We start from the raw sequence: 15583 nt of genomic DNA, 5'->3' as shown, positions 1-15583 counted from the left end.
GGTAGATTCGATCGAGGCTGGTGTGCCGACCGCACTCGGTACAGGCCTGCCGATACCGACGATTGCAGGAGTGATTCGCGTGGATCGTGTCGCGCTGCGCGGCCTCAAGGCCCGTGGGCACCACGGTGTCTTTCCGCGGGAACGCGAAGAGGGCCAGACCTTCATCGTGGACCTGGTTATTGGCCTGGACACCCGTGCGGCCGCCGCCGACGACGACCTGGCGAAGACCGTGCACTACGGCGTCGTGGCGGAGGAGGTCGTGGCCGCCGTCGAGGGCGACCCGGTGGACCTCATCGAGACGCTCGCCGAGCGCATCGCCCAGACGTGTCTGAAGCACGACGGAGTCCTGGAGGTCGAGGTGTGCGTCCACAAACCGGACGCCCCGATCACCGTCCCCTTCGACGATGTGACCGTCACCATCACCCGGAGCCGAGTATGACCGCGTTTTCCACGCAAGGGCAGAGCGACCCGACCGTCCAGCCGGTGCCGACCGCCGTGGTGGAACAGGTCGACGCCGCCGACACGACCCTCTCCAACCCCAAGCGCGCCGTGATCTCCCTCGGCAGCAATCTCGGCAACCGCCTGGAGACGCTGCAGGGCGCCATCGACGCCCTGGAGGACACCCCGGGCCTGCGCGTCAAAGCCGTCTCCCCGGTCTACGAGACGGAGCCCTGGGGCGTCGAGCCCGGCACCCAGCCGTCGTACTTCAACGCGGTCGTCGTGGTGAAGACGACCCTGCCGCCCTCCTCGCTCCTGGAGCGGGCGCACGCGGTCGAGGAGGCCTTCCACCGCGTGCGGGACGAGCGCTGGGCCGCCCGCACGATCGACGTCGACATCGTGGCGTACGCCGAGGTCGTCTCGGACGACCCGGTCCTCACGCTCCCCCACCCGCGCGCGCACGAACGTGCCTTCGTCCTGGCCCCCTGGCACGACGTGGAGCCCGAGGCGCAGCTGGCGGGACACGGCCCGGTCGCCGAGCTGCTCGCCAAGGTCACCCGCGATGGCGTCACGCCCCGTGTCGACCTGGAACTCCGCCTGCCCGAGTAATCGTTAGGGTCTATCGGACCCGCACGAGTCGAGAGGCGGGTCCGTACGACGATGAAGGGTCATCCGTGAAGCAGCTGCGCATCAGGACACTGGCCGGCCTCTTCGTGGTGGCCGGTGTGCTGTCCTGGGCGGGCGCCCGCCTGTGGGACTCCGTCGGCACCCTGCCGCGGGTCCCGCTGGCCGCCCCCATCGTGCTCGCGGTGATCGCCGCGGTGCTGCTGGCCACGGCGCTCTCGCTGCGGGCCCGGCTGCGCGCCCAGCGCGAGCGGCGCCCCGGCGCGAAGGGCGTCGAGCCGCTGATGGCCGCACGCGCGGTCGTCTTCGGCCAGGCGAGCGCCCTGGTGGCCGCCCTGGTCGCCGGGATGTACGGCGGCACGGGCGCCTTCCTCCTGGAGTACCTGGACGTCCCGTCCCGCCGCGACCAGGCGATCTACGCAGGCCTCTCCCTGGTGGCGAGCATCGCCGTCATAGCGGCCGCCTTCTTCCTGGAGCGGGTCTGCAAGCTCCCGGAGGACGACGACGTGAACGGCGGGGCGGCCCCGGCCGCATAGGGCCGGGGGCGCTTGGAGCCGAGCGCGCTGTCGTCGGCGCTAGCGCGCCATGATCAGGCTCATCGCCTCGTTGCGCGTCGCGGGGTCACGCATCTGCCCGCGCACCGCCGACGTGATCGTCTTGGCGCCCGGCTTCCGCACTCCGCGCATGGTCATGCACATGTGCTCGCACTCGACGACCACGATGACGCCGCGCGGCTCCAGGATCTCCATCAGGGAGTCCGCGACCTGCGTGGTCAGCCGCTCCTGGACCTGCGGACGGCGCGCGTAGACGTCCACGAGACGGGCGAGCTTGGACAGGCCGGTGATCTTCCCGTCGGACGACGGGATGTAGCCGACGTGCGCGACGCCGTGGAAGGGCACCAGGTGGTGCTCACAGGAGCTCTGCACCTCGATGTCCTTCACCAGGACCATCTCGTCGTGGCCGAGGTCGAACGTCGTCGTCAGGACGTCCTCCGCCTTGAGCCACAGACCGCCGAATATCTCCTTGTACGCGCGTGCCACGCGTCCGGGAGTCTCCCGCAGGCCCTCGCGGTCCGGGTCCTCCCCGACCGCGATCAGCAGCTCGCGCACGGCGTTCTCGGCCCGCTTCTCGTCGAACACGCCGATCGTGCCCTCGCCGTCCAGCGTCACGGGGTCGGTCATCTGTGCCTCGTTCCTTGCGTTCCACGCACCAGCGCGTCAGTACGTACGAAAAACTGCGCCCCCCAGGCTAGAACCAGGGGGGCGCAGCTTCCATTCCGGGCCTGCTGAGGCGCCGGGGATCAGCTCTCGGGGCGATCCTCCTTGGTCACCTCGATGGGCGTCTCCGTCGGGCCTGCGGTCACCGCGGGCGTGGCGCCGTTCGCACCGTTCGTCAGCGACAGCTCCCGGGGGGAGAGCACCGGCGGGCGGGTCGAGGGCGTGCGCCGCGTGGAACCGGTCCACGCCGGGCGTGCCGGGCGCTTCACGATGCCTGCGAAGACCTCGGCGATCTGCTCCTTGTTCAGGGTCTCCTTCTCAAGGAGCTGGAGGACCAGGTTGTCGAGAACGTCGCGGTTCTCGACGAGGATCTCCCAGGCCTCGTTGTGCGCGGTCTCGATGAGCTTCTTGACCTCTTCGTCGACCAGCGCCGCGACCTCTTCCGAGTAGTCGCGCGGGTGACCCATCTCGCGGCCCAGGAACGGCTCGGTGTTGTCGCCACCGAACTTGATCGCGCCGAGCCGCTCGGTCATGCCGTACTGCGTGACCATGGCCCGTGCGGTCGCGGTGGCCTTCTCGATGTCGTTCGCCGCGCCCGTCGTCGGGTCGTGGAAGACGAGCTCCTCGGCCGCGCGCCCGCCCAGCATGTATGCCAGCTGGTCGAGCATTTCGTTGCGCGTGGTCGAGTACTTGTCCTCGTCCGGCAGGACCATCGTGTAACCGAGGGCCCGGCCGCGCGACAGGATCGTGATCTTGTGGACCGGGTCCGAGTTCGGAGACGCCGCCGCGACCAGGGCGTGTCCGCCCTCGTGGTACGCGGTGATCTTCTTCTCCTTGTCGGACATGATCCGGGTCCGCTTCTGCGGACCGGCCACGACGCGGTCGATCGCCTCGTCCAGCGAGTGGTTGTCGACGAGCTTCTTGTCGCCGCGCGCCGTCAGGAGCGCCGCTTCGTTCAGCACGTTCGCCAGGTCGGCGCCGGTGAAGCCCGGCGTACGCCGCGCCACCGCGCCCAGGTCCACGTCCGGGGCGACCGGCTTGCCCTTCTGGTGAACCTTGAGGATCTCCAGACGGCCCAGCATGTCCGGACGGTCGACCGCGATCTGGCGGTCGAAACGGCCGGGGCGAAGGAGCGCCGGGTCGAGGATGTCGGGGCGGTTCGTGGCGGCGATCAGGATGACGCCGCCCTTCACGTCGAAGCCGTCCATCTCGACGAGCAGCTGGTTCAGCGTCTGCTCGCGCTCGTCGTGACCGCCGCCCATACCGGCACCGCGGTGCCGGCCGACGGCGTCGATCTCGTCGACGAAGACGATCGCCGGGGCGTTCGCCTTGGCCTGCTCGAAGAGGTCACGCACACGCGAGGCACCCACACCGACGAACATCTCGACGAAGTCGGAACCGGAGATCGAGTAGAACGGAACGCCGGCCTCACCCGCGACAGCACGCGCGAGGAGCGTCTTGCCCGTACCGGGCGGCCCGTACAGGAGCACGCCCTTGGGGATCTTGGCCCCGACGGCCTGGAACTTCGCCGGCTCCTGGAGGAATTCCTTGATCTCGTGGAGTTCCTCGACCGCCTCGTCAGATCCGGCCACATCGGAGAACGTCGTCTTCGGGGTGTCCTTGGTGATCAGCTTGGCCTTGGACTTCCCGAACTGCATGACCCGGGAGCCGCCGCCCTGCATCTGATTCATCAGGAACAGGAAGACAACGACGATGAGTACGAAGGGGAGCAGGGAGAGCAGGATGCCGACGAACGGGTTCTGCTTCGACGGCGAGACGGTGTAACCGTCCGGGATCTGCTTGTCCTGGTACTTGTCCTGCAAGGTCTTGGCGATGGCGACACCCTGGTCGCCGATGTAGCTCGCCTGGATCTTGCTGCTGTCCTTGACCTTCTGGCCATCCTTGAGCTCGACCTTGATGGTCTGCTCGTCACCGGTGGTGATCTTGGCGGACTCGACCTTGTTGTCGTTGATCGCCTGAACGACCTGGCCGGTGTCCACCGTTTTGTAGCCGCCGGACGAACCGACGACCTGCATCAACACGACCACGGCAAGGACGGCCAACACGATCCACATGACTGGCCCACGGAAGTATCGCTTCACGTCCATCCATACGGAGCGATGACGCCCCGTCCCTCCTGCCATAGTGAGTTTGATAAAGACTGTTCTTCGGACGGTACCCCAGCATTGTCACCCGATACCGCACGGGACGGCTGACAAACCCGTCTTCGCATGCTCCAACGCCGGGAAACGGGTGAGGGTTCCCGGCCGCCTCCGTGGAGTTGGCCGGGAGGACCCGGGACGACCGGGGATCAGCCGCCGTAGACGTGTGGAGCGAGGGTGCCGACGAACGGCAGATTGCGGTACTTCTCCGCGTAGTCCAGGCCGTACCCGATGACGAACTCGTTCGGGATGTCGAAGCCGACCCACTCCACGTCGATCGCGACCTTGGCCGCCTCGGGCTTGCGCAGCAGCGTGCAGACCTTCAGCGACGCGGGCTCACGCGAGCCGAGGTTGGAGAGCAGCCAGGACAGCGTCAGCCCGGAGTCGATGATGTCCTCGACGATCAGGACGTGCTTGCCCTTGATGTCGGTGTCCAGGTCCTTGAGGATCCGCACCACACCGGAGGACTGGGTGCCCGCGCCGTAAGACGACACGGCCATCCAGTCCATGGTGAGCGGGGTGGACAGCGCACGCGCCAGGTCCGCCATGACCATCACTGCGCCCTTGAGCACTCCGACGATCAGCAGGTCCTTGCCCGCGTACTCCGCGTCGATCTTCGCCGCCAGCTCAGCCAGCTTCGCGTCGATCTCTTCCTTGGTGATGAGCACCGACTGAAGGTCGGTGCCCATGTCTTTCGCGTCCACCCGCATCACTTTCGGTCGTCCGTCCCACCGGCTGCGCGGGGACCAGGGGCCCCTCGGTCAACAGCCTTGCCGGATCACCAGTCTGCCACCCTGGCGCTGAGCGACGACTTTGCCCGGGAGATTGATGGCCCCCTGGCCGCGCCAGCCCGTGATCAGCCGGTCGACCTCTTCGAGGTGCCGGGCGAACAGCGCACCCGCCGGCGCACCCGCCTCGATGGCGGCGCGGCGCACGATGCGGCGGCGCACGGCGGGCGGCAGGGCGTAGAGCTTGGCGCACTCCAGGAGCCCGGCGGCGTCGCGCACGGAAGCTTCCGCCTGTGCGGCCCAGTGGTCCAAGGCGTCGGCGTCGTCCCGGGACAACTGGGCCGTACGGGCGAGTGCTTCCACGACGCCCTTGCCGAGCGCCTTCTCCAGGGCGGGCAGACCTTCGTGCCGCAGCCGCGAGCGGGTGTAGGCGGGGTCGGTGTTGTGCGGGTCGTCCCAGACGGGCAGCGACTGGACCATGCAGGCCTTGCGGGCGGTCTGCCGGTCGATGTGCAGGAAGGGGCGGCGGTAGCGGCGGTCGGCCCCCGGTCCGCCGGACACGGCCGCCATCCCGGACAGGGAGCGGATGCCGGAGCCGCGGGCGAGCCCGAGCAGCACGGTCTCTGCCTGGTCGTCGCGGGTGTGGCCGAGCAGGATCGCGGCGGCGCCGTGGCGCTCGGCGACGGCGTCCAGCGCGCCGTATCTCGCGTCGCGGGCCGCGGCCTCGGGGCCGCCGTCCCGGCCGACGTCGACGGCGACGGACTCGATCGGTTCGAGGCCGAGGGCGGTGAGCCGCGAGACGACCTCGGCGGCGCGCAGATCGGAGCCGTCCTGCAGCCCGTGGTCGACGGTGACGCCGCCGGCGCGGATGCCGAGCTTGGGGGCCTCGAAGGCGAGGGCGGAGGCGAGTGCCATGGAATCGGCGCCGCCGGAGCACGCGACAAGGACGAGTGGCGTCGTGGCCTGCTCGCGTGGAGGGTGGGGGTGAGAGGGGCGTGCGGGGACGCGCTCGGGGCTGCGCTGTGCTTCGGGGCGCCGTAGGTCGGCGCGCTGGGCGTCGGTGCGCTGTACGTCGGTCAGTACGTCGTGGAGTACGCGGCGGACCGCCAGGCGTATCGCCGCGACCGCAGGATGGGGACCCATGTCCGGTTCCCTTCATGAAGTTCGGGGGTGAGCCTCGGACCTGTCACTCAGGACCACACTCGGGAGATCGGGCCTCAGGCAGATCCCACGAGGTTAGTCACTCAGAGTGTGTCGATGGTGACAGAGCCGAGCCGTTCCCCGAGCATTGCACGCCTACCCATGGCTCACGGTCCCTCGGACGGGTGATTGCGGGGGCGTTCTCCTGCCATCGGCCGCAACTCGCTCCCCTCCTGCCCTCACTCTCCCTTACGGTGCACCCGCGCGACCCAGTCCGCCGGTTTGGCGATCTCCGACTTGGTGGGCAGCGTGTTCGGCGAGGTCCACACCCGGTTGAAGCCGTCCATTCCGACCTCGCCGACGACCGCGCGCACGAAACGCTCGCCGTCGCGGTATTGGCGCAATTTCGCGTCCAGGCCGAGCAGCTTGCGCAGGGCCTGGTCGAGGCGGCTCGCCCCGCGCGCCCTGCGCTGCTGGAACTTCTCCCGGATCTCGCCGACGGAGGGCACCACGTCGGGCCCGACCCCGTCCATCACGAAGTCCGCGTGGCCCTCCAGGAGCGACATGACCGCCGTGAGCCGGGCGAGGATCTCGCGCTGGGCGGGGGTCTGCACCAGCTCCACGATGGAGCGGCCCCCGTCGTCCTCCTCGCCCTCGGGGCGGCCGCCGGCGAGCGACTGGGCCGCTTCCCGGATGCGCTCGAGGACCGTCATCGGGTCGACCTCGGTCTCCGAGAGGAATGACTGGATCTCACCTTCGAGGTGGTCCCGCAGCCACGGCACGGCCGAGAACTGGGTGCGGTGGGTCTCTTCGTGCAGGCACACCCAGAGCCTGAAGTCATGGGGGTCCACGTCGAGTTCGCGCTCGACATGCACGATGTTCGGTGCCACGAGGAGGAGCCTGCCGCCGCCGTTCTCCCCCGCGGGGAGGTCTCGGCTGGCCGGGGCGAAGGTCTCGTACTGCCCGAGGACGCGGGAGGCGAGGAAGGAGAGCAGCATTCCGAGCTCGACGCCCGTCACCTTGCCGCCGACCGCGCCGAGCATGGCGCCCCCGGGGCCGCTGCGCCGGTCCTGCATCTTGTCCAGGAGGGGCTTGAGGATCTCCCGGAACCCGGCGACGTTCGCCCGGATCCACCCGGCCCTGTCGACCACGAGCACCGGGGTGTCGTGGGTGTCCTCCGTGCCCATCCGGGTGAAGGAACGGACGTGTTCCTCCGAGGACTTCGCATGCTTCCGGAGCTCGGCGACGATGGCCCGCGCCTCGTCCCGGCTCACTTCTGGACCCGGCCGGACGAGCCGGGTCGCGGTCGCCACCGCGAGATTCCAGTCGACCATCTCCGCACCACCGATGCTCGTCATGCGTCAACGGTACGTGGTCGGCTCCGCCTACGGAGGGGGTTGAGCCCCGACATTGCCCTACTCCGGGCCCGTAGGGGTCAACGGGAAGCAATTGCCCCCTGATACGGACACACCCCGCCCCACGGCCGGGGGTACGGGCGTCGCCCCCGAAAAAACACCGCCAGCCGACCATCTCCGCACCACCGACGCCGGCCAGACCGACTGCCGTCCGCGACGCCGTCGTGGCTGGTCGCGTCGCGCAGTTCCTCGCGCCCCACCGCCCAAGGCCCAGGGGCCCGCTACCTGCACCCGCACTTGGCCACCGCCGACGCCATCTGGTCCAGGGCCCCCTGTGCCGCCTTCGGGTCCGTCGTGCCCGTTGTCATGAAGGCGAAGACCAGGAGGCGGCCGTCCGTGTCGACGACCGTGCCCGCGAGGGTGTTCACGCCCGTCAGGGTGCCGGTCTTGGCGCGTACGACGCCGGTGCCCGGGGAGTCCTTCGGGTAGCGGTCGACCAGCGTGCCCGTGAAGCCGGCCACCGGCAGGCCCGTCACCACGGAGCGCAGCTCGGGGTGGGCGGGGTCGGCGGCGCGGGCCAGCAGCGCGGCGAGCAGTTCGGCGGAGCTGCGGTCGGCACGGTCCAGGCCGCTGCCGTCCGCGAACTTCGTGCCGGCCAGTGGCATGCGGGCCTTCTTGAGCTGGGCGTCGATCGCCTTGCCCGCGCCTTCGAAGCTCACCGGCTCCTTCGCGGCGAGGGCCGTCTGGCGGGCCAGCGCCTCGGCGATGTCGTTGTCGCTGTGCGTCAGCATCCGCTCGACGAGCGCGGACAGCGGCGGGGACTCGACCTTGGCCAGGGACTGGGCCCGGTCGGTCGCCTTGGAGGGCTCCGGGTCCTTCTTGTCCTTTGTGCCCGTCTCGATGCCTTGTTCGTCCAAGAGCTCCGCGAACTTCTTCGCCGCGTCGCCCGCCGGGTCGCCCGAGCGCGGGGCGGGGCCGCTGGAGGAGTCGTCGAGGCGGCCCTCGTCGGCCATCAGGGCGCTGACCAGCGTGAGGTTCTCGTTCGGGCCGATGGGGTGCTGCTGCTCGCCCGTGTAGAGCGAGGTGTCGTACGACAGGGTCACCTTGTCCGCGCCGCGGTCCTTCAGGGCGCGCGCGGTGTCCTCGGCCAGCTCGCGCAGGCTCGCGGCGCTGTCCGCGTAGGGGCCGTCCTTGCGGGCGGTGAGCGTGGGGTCGCCGCCTCCCACCAGGACGACGTCCTTCGAGTCCGGCTCGATGACCGTCTTCGTGGTGATGCGGTGGTCGGCCCCCGCCGAGGTCAGCGCCGCGACCGCGGTGGCGATCTTGGTGGTGGACGCGGGCGTCAGCGTGTCGCCGCCGCCCTTGCCGTAGACCCGCCGCCCGGTGCCCGCGTCGATGACGACCGCCGAGCGCTCGGGGCCCAGGGCCTTGTCCTTGAGGAGCGGATCGAGGACGCCCGCGAGCGCCTTGCCGTCCGGAGCGGGCACGGAGCCGCCGTGCGTGGAACCCACGGGTGCGCCGAGCCCCCGGAGCACGGAGGGGGCGCTCGGGGCGGCCGCGGGCGCCCGTCCGGACGTACGACCTGCGTGATCTGTGCCACCCCCGGCCTCCTGAGAGGCCGCCCAGTCCCGCTCCGCCGTACGCTGACCGGAGGAGTCCCAGGGGCCGGCCGCGGCCACCGCACCGGCCGCGATCGCGATTCCGACGGTGGCGGCACCCGCCGTGAGCTGCCAGGTCTTGAGCTTCGCAGGAGTCTTGAGAGCGGCAGGGATCTTGGGAGCCGGAGGCTTGGGAAGCTGCCGCAGCAGCTTCCCGACGTGCTGCCGGGTCTGCTGCCAAGGCTTGAGCTCAGGCACGACGACCAGCCCCTTTCGCGATCACACATCTGCGTGAGGGACACTTAATCACCCGAAGTATGTGCTGATCATGGAGGAGCCACCCGTGGAGTTCGACGTCACCATCGAGATTCCGAAGGGTTCGCGGAACAAGTACGAGGTGGACCACGAGACCGGCCGGATCCGCTTGGACCGTCGCCTCTTCACGTCGACCAGCTACCCCGCGGACTACGGCTTCGTCGAGAACACCCTCGGCGAGGACGGTGACCCGCTGGACGCCCTCGTCATCCTGGACGAGCCGACCTTCCCGGGCTGCCTCATCAAGTGCCGCGCGATCGGCATGTTCCGGATGACCGACGAGGCGGGCGGCGACGACAAGCTGCTCTGCGTCCCGGCATCGGACCCCCGCGTGGAGCACCTGCGCGACATCCACCACGTCTCCGAGTTCGACCGCCTGGAGATCCAGCACTTCTTCGAGGTCTACAAGGACCTGGAGCCCGGCAAGTCCGTCGAGGGCGCCGACTGGGTCGGCCGCACGGACGCCGAGGCCGAGATCGAGAAGTCGTACAAGCGTGCGGAGGCGCAGGGTCACTGAGTGATCCTTCTCCGACGCTGACGGGCCGCGCGATCTTCACGAAGACCGCGCGGCCCGTTCGCGTATCTGTGCGCATACTGTTCGTACTGGAGGTGCGCACGGTTCGTATGTTGGGAGCGAGGCAGTAAAAGTGGCTGATCAGGAGGCCGAAGACCGAAAGCCACAGTCGGACGAGGCACGGAGTGCGTTCACTCAGCCCGCCGGCGTGATGCCGCAGCCACCGGCGCCCGAGGACGAGTCCCAGACGACGTCCGAGTTCGCGATCCCGACGGGTCTGCCGAACCTCGCGTCGGCCTCGACCACCCAGGAGACCGAGAAGTCGGCGTTCACCACGCCGCACACCTACAGCTCGCGCAACGCGCCGCCCGCGTTCACTCCCCCGCACGGCATACCCCTGGTGAAACTCACCAAGGAGACGCCCTGGCAGGACCAGATGCGCACGATGCTGCGCATGCCGGTGGCCGAGCGGCCCACCCCGGAGGCCTCCCAGAAGCACGAGGACGAGACCGGGCCCGCAGTGCCCCGCGTGCTCGACCTGACGCTGCGTATCGGCGAGCTGCTGCTCGCGGGCGGCGAGGGCGCCGAGGACGTGGAAGCGGCGATGTTCGCCGTCTGCCGCAGCTACGGCCTCGACCGCTGCGAGCCGACCGTGACGTTCACGCTGCTCTCGATCTCGCACCAGCCGTCCCTGGTGGACGACCCGGTCACGGCCTCCAGGACCGTGCGCCGCCGGGGCACCGACTACACCCGGCTCGCGGCCGTCTTCCAGCTGGTGGACGACATCAGCGACACGGACATCGACGTCTCCCTGGAGGAGGCGTACCGCCGTCTGGCGGCAATCCGCCGTAATCGCCACCCCTACCCCGGCTGGGCGCTCACGGCGGCCGGCGGGCTGCTCGCCGGCTCGGCCTCCGTGCTCGTCGGCGGTGGCGCCCTGGTCTTCGTGATCGCGGCGGTCGGCGCGATGCTCGGCGACCGGCTCGCCTGGCTCTGCGCGGGCCGCGGGCTGCCGGAGTTCTACCAGTTCGTGGGCGCCGCGATGCCGCCCGCCGCCATGGGCGTCACGCTCAGCCTCGTGCACTCCCAGGAGGTCAACGCGTCCGCGGTGATCACCGGTGGTCTCTTCGCGCTGATCCCCGGACGGGCCCTGGTGGCCGGCGTCCAGGACGGCCTGACCGGCTACTACATCACGGCGGCCGCCCGCCTCCTGGAGGTCTGCTACCTCGTCGTGGGCATCGTCTGCGGCGTGCTGCTCGTGCTGTCGCTCGGCGTGATGCTGGACGCGACGAGCCTGCAGCCGGAGACCACGTTCGTGGCGGTCGACTCGCGCCCGGTGATCCAGATCCTGGCGTCGATGGCGCTGAGCCTCGCCTTCGCGATACTGCTCCAGCAGGAACGTCACACCGTGCTCATCGTGACCCTCAACGGCGGTATCGCCTGGGTCATGTTCGGCGCGCTCGCGCAGACGTCGCTCAAGCTCTCGCCGGTCGCGGCGACGGCCATCGCGGCCGGGCTCGTGGGCCTGTTCGGGCAGCTCTTCTCGCGCTACCGCTTCGCGTCCTCACTGCCGTACGTCACCGCGGCCATCGGCCCGCTGCTGCCCGGTAGCGCGACGTACTTCGGTCTGCTGGCCCTCGCCCAGAACGACATGAACACGGGCATCAACTCGCTCACCAAGGCGGCGGCGACGGCGCTGGCCATCGCGATCGGCGTGAACCTCGGCAGCGAGGTCTCGCGCCTGATCCTCAAGATCCCGGGCGCCACCACGGCGGCGAACCGCCGCGCGGCCAAGCGCACGCGCGGCTTCTGACCTGACCGCAGGCCCCGGTGGGGGCCGGACGCCGGACTACCGCTTGGCGTGCCGGCCGCGCGACGCCGGGGCCGCCCCGGGGGCACCGCCCTCGGTTGCGGCCGCCTTCTTGTTCTTGCCGCGCGCCCGCAGGAACTCGATCACGATCGGCACCACCGAGATCAGGACGATCAGGATGAGGATCGCCTCGATGTTCTTGTGCACGAACTCGATCTTGCCGAGCCACGCGCCGAGCATCGTCACACCGGCGCCCCAGAGGATGCCGCCGATGATGTTGAACGTGATGAACGAGCGGTACCGCATGCCGCTGACGCCCGCGATGATCGGCGTGAACGTCCGCACGATGGGCACGAAGCGGGCCAGGACCAGGGACTTCGGGCCGTACTTCTCGAAGAACTCGTGCGCCTTGACCACGTTCTCCTGCTTGAACAGCTTGGAGTCCGGGCGGTTGAAGAGCGCGGGGCCGACCTTCTTGCCGAAGAGGTAGCCCGCCTGGTCGCCGAGGATCGCGGCGATGCAGATGAGGATGACACAGAGCCAGAGCGGGAAGTCCAGCTGGTTCGTCGTGATCAGCAGGCCCGTCGTGAACAGCAGCGAGTCACCGGGCAGGAAGAAGCCGATGAGCAGGCCCGACTCGGCGAACACGATCGCCAGCAGACCCCAGACCCCGAACGTGTTCAGGAGGTAATCCGGATCCAGCCAGCTTGGTCCGAGCGCAAGCGTCGTCACGGTTCCGGGCTCCTGAGGGTGAGAGGGGGATGCGGCGGGTATGCGGCGCGGATGGCCGCCCAAAGCTATCAACGCGAGGTGAAGCGCCCAGGTTCCACTGCTTCCCCCAGGGTGCACTGTGCGTGATCCGGGACAAAGCTGTGTGCCATGGGTATCGAAGATTTCGGCGGCGGCACCGATCCGCACTCCGACGTACTGGTCGTGACGACGAACGACGTACCGGGATACCGCGTACAACAGGTTATCGGTGAGGTCTTCGGCCTCACCGTGCGCTCCCGGCACTTGGGCAGCCAGATCGGCGCGGGCCTCAAGTCCATGATCGGCGGCGAGTTGAAGGGACTCACGAAGACGCTGGTGGAGACGCGTAACCAGGCCATGGAGCGCCTCATCGAGCAGGCACGCGCGCGAGGCGCCAACGCGGTCCTGATGATGCGCTTCGACGTCACCGAGGCCGCGGACGTGGGCACCGAGGTGTGCGCCTACGGCACGGCGGTCGTGATCGCACAGGAGCAGTGACACAGCGGTAAGGGGCGGCCCCCCGTGGTGGCCGCCCCTTACCGGTACTTACCAGTACTTACCGCTACTTACCGGTGCTCCGGTTGCTCCGCTCAGCCGTTACGCGCCGCGTTCGCCAGGATCGCGTCCCGCATGTAGACCGCGAGCCCCGGCAGGATCGCCTCGTAGGTGGCCGCGAACCGCTCGTCCGCCACGTACATCTCGCCGAGACAGGTGTGGATCTCGTGCGTGCAGTCGTAGTGGAAGCGGCAGATGGAGCCGCGGTGCTCCTCCGCGACGTCCATCGCCTCCGGGGAGTCCGCGGGCAGGCCCCGGTCGAGCAGGCCGGCCATGCGCGCGTGCACCGCGTCGAACTCGTCGTTGATCCGCTGCCAGTCCTCCTTGGTGTACGAGGCGGCCCTGCGCTGCGACTCCTTGTAGCCGTCGGTGTCGCCCCAGCGCCGCTCGACCTCCTCCGCGTACTGGTCGGGGTCGTGGTCCCCGAAGACCTCGAACTTCTCCTCGGGCGTGAGGTTGATGCCCATCTTCTTCGCCTCCATGGCGGTCTCGACGGCGGCGGCCATCTCCTGGAGCTTGGTGATCCGGGCGGTCAGCAGGTCGTGCTGGCGGCGCAGGTGCGCGCGCGGGTCCGTGTCCGGGTCGTCCAGGAGGGACGCCACCTCGTCGAGGGGAAAGCCGAGCTCCCGGTAGAACAGGATCTGCTGCAGCCGGTCCAGGTCGTCGTCGCCGTAGCGCCGGTGGCCCGCGTGGCTGCGCCCGCTGGGCACGAGCAGGCCGATCTCGTCGTAGTGGTGCAGCGTGCGCACCGTCACTCCGGCGAAACCGGCTACCTGTCCCACGGAGTAGCTCATGGCCTGTGCCCTCTCTCTCGGTACGCGCCTCAGCCTGGGTCCTCACGTCACGTGAGGTGCAAGTGCAGACCCCGGCAGCCGCCCATATCCTCGCCAGCAGGGACGCGAAAGCCCCGGACAGGGACAGAAAACCTCAGCCACGAGGAGACCGCCCATGCCGCTCCACCACAGCGAGGACCCGAACGGCGACTCGAAGGGGCGCACTCTCGCGGTGAACCCCTTCTACGGAGAGGCCAACCCGGTCGGCGGCATGACCGAGGCGCCGCCCAAGCACCGCCTCCCCGACGGGCCGCTGCCGCCCACGACGGCGTACCAGCTGGTGCACGACGAGCTGATGCTGGACGGCAACTCGCGCCTCAACCTCGCGACCTTCGTCACGACGTGGATGGAGCCGCAGGCCGGCGTCCTCATGGGCGAGTGCCGGGACAAGAACATGATCGACAAGGACGAGTACCCGCACACCGCCGAGCTGGAGCGGCGCTGCGTGGCCATGCTCGCCGACCTGTGGCACGCGCCGGACCCCTCGGGCACCGTCGGCTGCTCGACGACCGGGTCGAGCGAGGCCTGCATGCTCGCCGGGATGGCCCTCAAGCGCCGCTGGGCCAAGGCGGCACGGAACGTCGACCGCTATCCCTCCCCCACCGCGCGCCCGAACCTCGTCATGGGCGTGAACGTCCAGGTCTGCTGGGAGAAGTTCTGCAACTTCTGGGAGGTCGAGGCGCGCCAGGTGCCCATGGAGGGCGACCGCTTCCACCTCGACCCGGTGGCGGCGGCCGAGCTCTGCGACGAGAACACGATCGGCGTCGTGGCCGTGCTCGGCTCCACCTTCGACGGGTCGTACGAGCCGGTGGCCGAGCTCTGCGCGGCCCTTGACGATCTCCAGGAGCGCACCGGCCTCGACATTCCGGTGCACGTGGACGGCGCGTCCGGCGCGATGGTGGCGCCCTTCCTCGACGAGGACCTGGAGTGGGACTTCCGGCTGCCGAGGGTGGCGTCGATCAACACCTCGGGCCACAAGTACGGCCTGGTCTATCCGGGCGTCGGCTGGGCGCTGTGGCGGGACGCGGACGCGCTGCCGGAGGAGCTGGTGTTCCGGGTGAACTACCTCGGCGGTGACATGCCGACGTTCGCACTGAACTTCTCCCGGCCCGGCGCGCAGGTCGTCGCGCAGTACTACACGTTCCTGCGCCTGGGCCGCGAGGGCTACCGCGCCGTCCAGCAGGCGGCCAGGGACGTCGCCGAGGGCCTGGCGGAACGCGTCGAGGCCCTCGGCGACTTCCGGCTGATCACCCGGGGCGACCAGCTGCCGGTGTTCGCCTTCACGACGCGGGACGACGTGCAGGCGTACGACGTCTTCGACGTGTCCCGGCGGCTTCGTGAGCGCGGCTGGCTGGTGCCCGCGTACACCTTCCCGGCCCACCGCGAGGATCTGGCGGTCCTCCGCGTGGTCTGCCGCAACGGCTTCACGGCCGACCTCGCGGAGCTCTTCCTGGCGGATCTCAGCGACCTGGTGCCCGAACTGCGGCGGCAGCCGCACCCCTTCACCCGGGACAGGGACGCGGCCACGGGGTTCCACCACTAAG

15 protein-coding genes are annotated in these 15583 nt (G+C 69.6%); 7 read left to right on the top strand and 8 right to left on the bottom strand.

All coding sequences use genetic code 11. The features are described from left to right. Positions 1-79: 79 nt before the first annotated feature. From folB to ACZ6ZP_RS21725, 3 genes are all read left to right on the top strand, one after another. Positions 80-439: a dihydroneopterin aldolase gene (folB, locus tag ACZ6ZP_RS21735; protein WP_351171907.1), complete on the top strand. Its 360-nt coding sequence runs from the start codon at positions 80-82 to the stop codon at positions 437-439. Continuing rightward, on the top strand, positions 436-1047 hold the full coding sequence (folK, locus tag ACZ6ZP_RS21730; protein WP_351171910.1) for a 2-amino-4-hydroxy-6-hydroxymethyldihydropteridine diphosphokinase: 612 nt from the start codon (positions 436-438) through the stop codon (positions 1045-1047). Before folB ends, folK begins: the two co-directional genes overlap by 4 nt. A gap of 65 nt (positions 1048-1112) precedes the next feature. Then, a complete protein-coding gene (locus ACZ6ZP_RS21725; RefSeq protein ID WP_351171913.1) occupies positions 1113-1598 on the top strand; it encodes a DUF3180 domain-containing protein in 486 nt (161 codons plus the stop codon). Positions 1599-1637: 39 nt separating this feature from the next. Here ACZ6ZP_RS21725 and folE read toward each other — a convergent pair whose 3' ends face one another. The 6 genes from folE to dacB all read right to left on the bottom strand — a co-directional run bounded on the left by folE (position 1638) and on the right by dacB (position 9520). Then, positions 1638-2243 carry a GTP cyclohydrolase I FolE gene (gene folE, locus ACZ6ZP_RS21720; RefSeq protein ID WP_351171916.1) on the bottom strand — a complete coding sequence of 202 codons (606 nt, stop codon included), beginning with the start codon at positions 2241-2243 and terminating at the stop codon, positions 1638-1640. Positions 2244-2362: 119 nt separating this feature from the next. Next, positions 2363-4387, bottom strand: a complete 2025-nt coding sequence (gene ftsH / locus ACZ6ZP_RS21715) for an ATP-dependent zinc metalloprotease FtsH (protein WP_351171920.1) — start codon at positions 4385-4387, stop codon at positions 2363-2365. Positions 4388-4590: 203 nt separating this feature from the next. Then, positions 4591-5151 carry a hypoxanthine phosphoribosyltransferase gene (hpt, locus tag ACZ6ZP_RS21710; protein WP_135330538.1) on the bottom strand — a complete coding sequence of 187 codons (561 nt, stop codon included), beginning with the start codon at positions 5149-5151 and terminating at the stop codon, positions 4591-4593. A gap of 51 nt (positions 5152-5202) precedes the next feature. After that, entirely contained in the window at positions 5203-6312 is a 1110-nt protein-coding gene (tilS, locus tag ACZ6ZP_RS21705) for a tRNA lysidine(34) synthetase TilS (RefSeq protein ID WP_351171923.1), read from the bottom strand. A 236-nt stretch (positions 6313-6548) separates the two neighbouring features. Then, positions 6549-7667 carry a zinc-dependent metalloprotease gene (locus tag ACZ6ZP_RS21700; RefSeq protein WP_351171926.1) on the bottom strand — a complete coding sequence of 373 codons (1119 nt, stop codon included), beginning with the start codon at positions 7665-7667 and terminating at the stop codon, positions 6549-6551. A 278-nt stretch (positions 7668-7945) separates the two neighbouring features. Continuing rightward, complete coding sequence (gene dacB, locus ACZ6ZP_RS21695; RefSeq protein ID WP_469407914.1) at positions 7946-9520, bottom strand: D-alanyl-D-alanine carboxypeptidase/D-alanyl-D-alanine endopeptidase; 1575 nt, start codon at positions 9518-9520, stop codon at positions 7946-7948. Between the two features lie 85 nt (positions 9521-9605). Here dacB and ACZ6ZP_RS21690 point away from each other — a divergent pair, with 85 nt between their 5' ends. Both ACZ6ZP_RS21690 and ACZ6ZP_RS21685 read left to right on the top strand, forming a co-directional pair. Further along, a complete protein-coding gene (locus tag ACZ6ZP_RS21690; RefSeq protein ID WP_351172006.1) occupies positions 9606-10094 on the top strand; it encodes an inorganic diphosphatase in 489 nt (162 codons plus the stop codon). A gap of 130 nt (positions 10095-10224) precedes the next feature. Next, the gene (locus tag ACZ6ZP_RS21685) at positions 10225-11904 is read left to right on the top strand and encodes a threonine/serine exporter family protein (RefSeq protein WP_351171929.1); all 1680 of its coding nucleotides are present in this window, start codon (positions 10225-10227) and stop codon (positions 11902-11904) included. 36 nt (positions 11905-11940) lie between these two features. On the opposite strand, the gene ACZ6ZP_RS21680 is transcribed toward ACZ6ZP_RS21685, so the two are convergent. Continuing rightward, entirely contained in the window at positions 11941-12633 is a 693-nt protein-coding gene (locus tag ACZ6ZP_RS21680) for a DedA family protein (protein WP_469407912.1), read from the bottom strand. Between the two features lie 147 nt (positions 12634-12780). Between ACZ6ZP_RS21680 and ACZ6ZP_RS21675 the strand changes: the two genes are divergently transcribed. Next, positions 12781-13149 (top strand): YbjQ family protein, encoded by a 369-nt coding sequence (locus ACZ6ZP_RS21675; RefSeq protein ID WP_351171935.1) that lies wholly within the window; start codon positions 12781-12783, stop codon positions 13147-13149. A 92-nt stretch (positions 13150-13241) separates the two neighbouring features. On the opposite strand, the gene ACZ6ZP_RS21670 is transcribed toward ACZ6ZP_RS21675, so the two are convergent. Further along, positions 13242-14000 carry a MerR family transcriptional regulator gene (locus tag ACZ6ZP_RS21670; protein ID WP_351171938.1) on the bottom strand — a complete coding sequence of 253 codons (759 nt, stop codon included), beginning with the start codon at positions 13998-14000 and terminating at the stop codon, positions 13242-13244. 154 nt (positions 14001-14154) lie between these two features. Between ACZ6ZP_RS21670 and ACZ6ZP_RS21665 the strand changes: the two genes are divergently transcribed. Beyond that, positions 14155-15582, top strand: a complete 1428-nt coding sequence (locus ACZ6ZP_RS21665; RefSeq protein ID WP_351171941.1) for a glutamate decarboxylase — start codon at positions 14155-14157, stop codon at positions 15580-15582. Position 15583: the final 1 nt, after the last annotated feature.

Source organism: Streptomyces sp. NPDC054047 (genome assembly GCF_055585065.1).
The sequence above is the reverse complement of the archived record's forward strand: the minus strand, read 5'-3'. Positions and strand labels throughout refer to the sequence as shown.

Coding starts and splice junctions, on each gene's coding strand:
- folK (WP_351171910.1), top strand. CDS start 436: ATGACCGCGTTTTCCACGCAAGGGCAGAGCGACCCGACCGTCCAGCCG.
- folE (WP_351171916.1), bottom strand. CDS start 2,243: ATGACCGACCCCGTGACGCTGGACGGCGAGGGCACGATCGGCGTGTTC.
- ftsH (WP_351171920.1), bottom strand. CDS start 4,387: ATGGACGTGAAGCGATACTTCCGTGGGCCAGTCATGTGGATCGTGTTG.
- hpt (WP_135330538.1), bottom strand. CDS start 5,151: ATGCGGGTGGACGCGAAAGACATGGGCACCGACCTTCAGTCGGTGCTC.
- tilS (WP_351171923.1), bottom strand. CDS start 6,312: ATGGGTCCCCATCCTGCGGTCGCGGCGATACGCCTGGCGGTCCGCCGC.
- ACZ6ZP_RS21700 (WP_351171926.1), bottom strand. CDS start 7,667: ATGACGAGCATCGGTGGTGCGGAGATGGTCGACTGGAATCTCGCGGTG.
- ACZ6ZP_RS21675 (WP_351171935.1), top strand. CDS start 12,781: ATGGGTATCGAAGATTTCGGCGGCGGCACCGATCCGCACTCCGACGTA.
- ACZ6ZP_RS21670 (WP_351171938.1), bottom strand. CDS start 14,000: ATGAGCTACTCCGTGGGACAGGTAGCCGGTTTCGCCGGAGTGACGGTG.
- ACZ6ZP_RS21665 (WP_351171941.1), top strand. CDS start 14,155: ATGCCGCTCCACCACAGCGAGGACCCGAACGGCGACTCGAAGGGGCGC.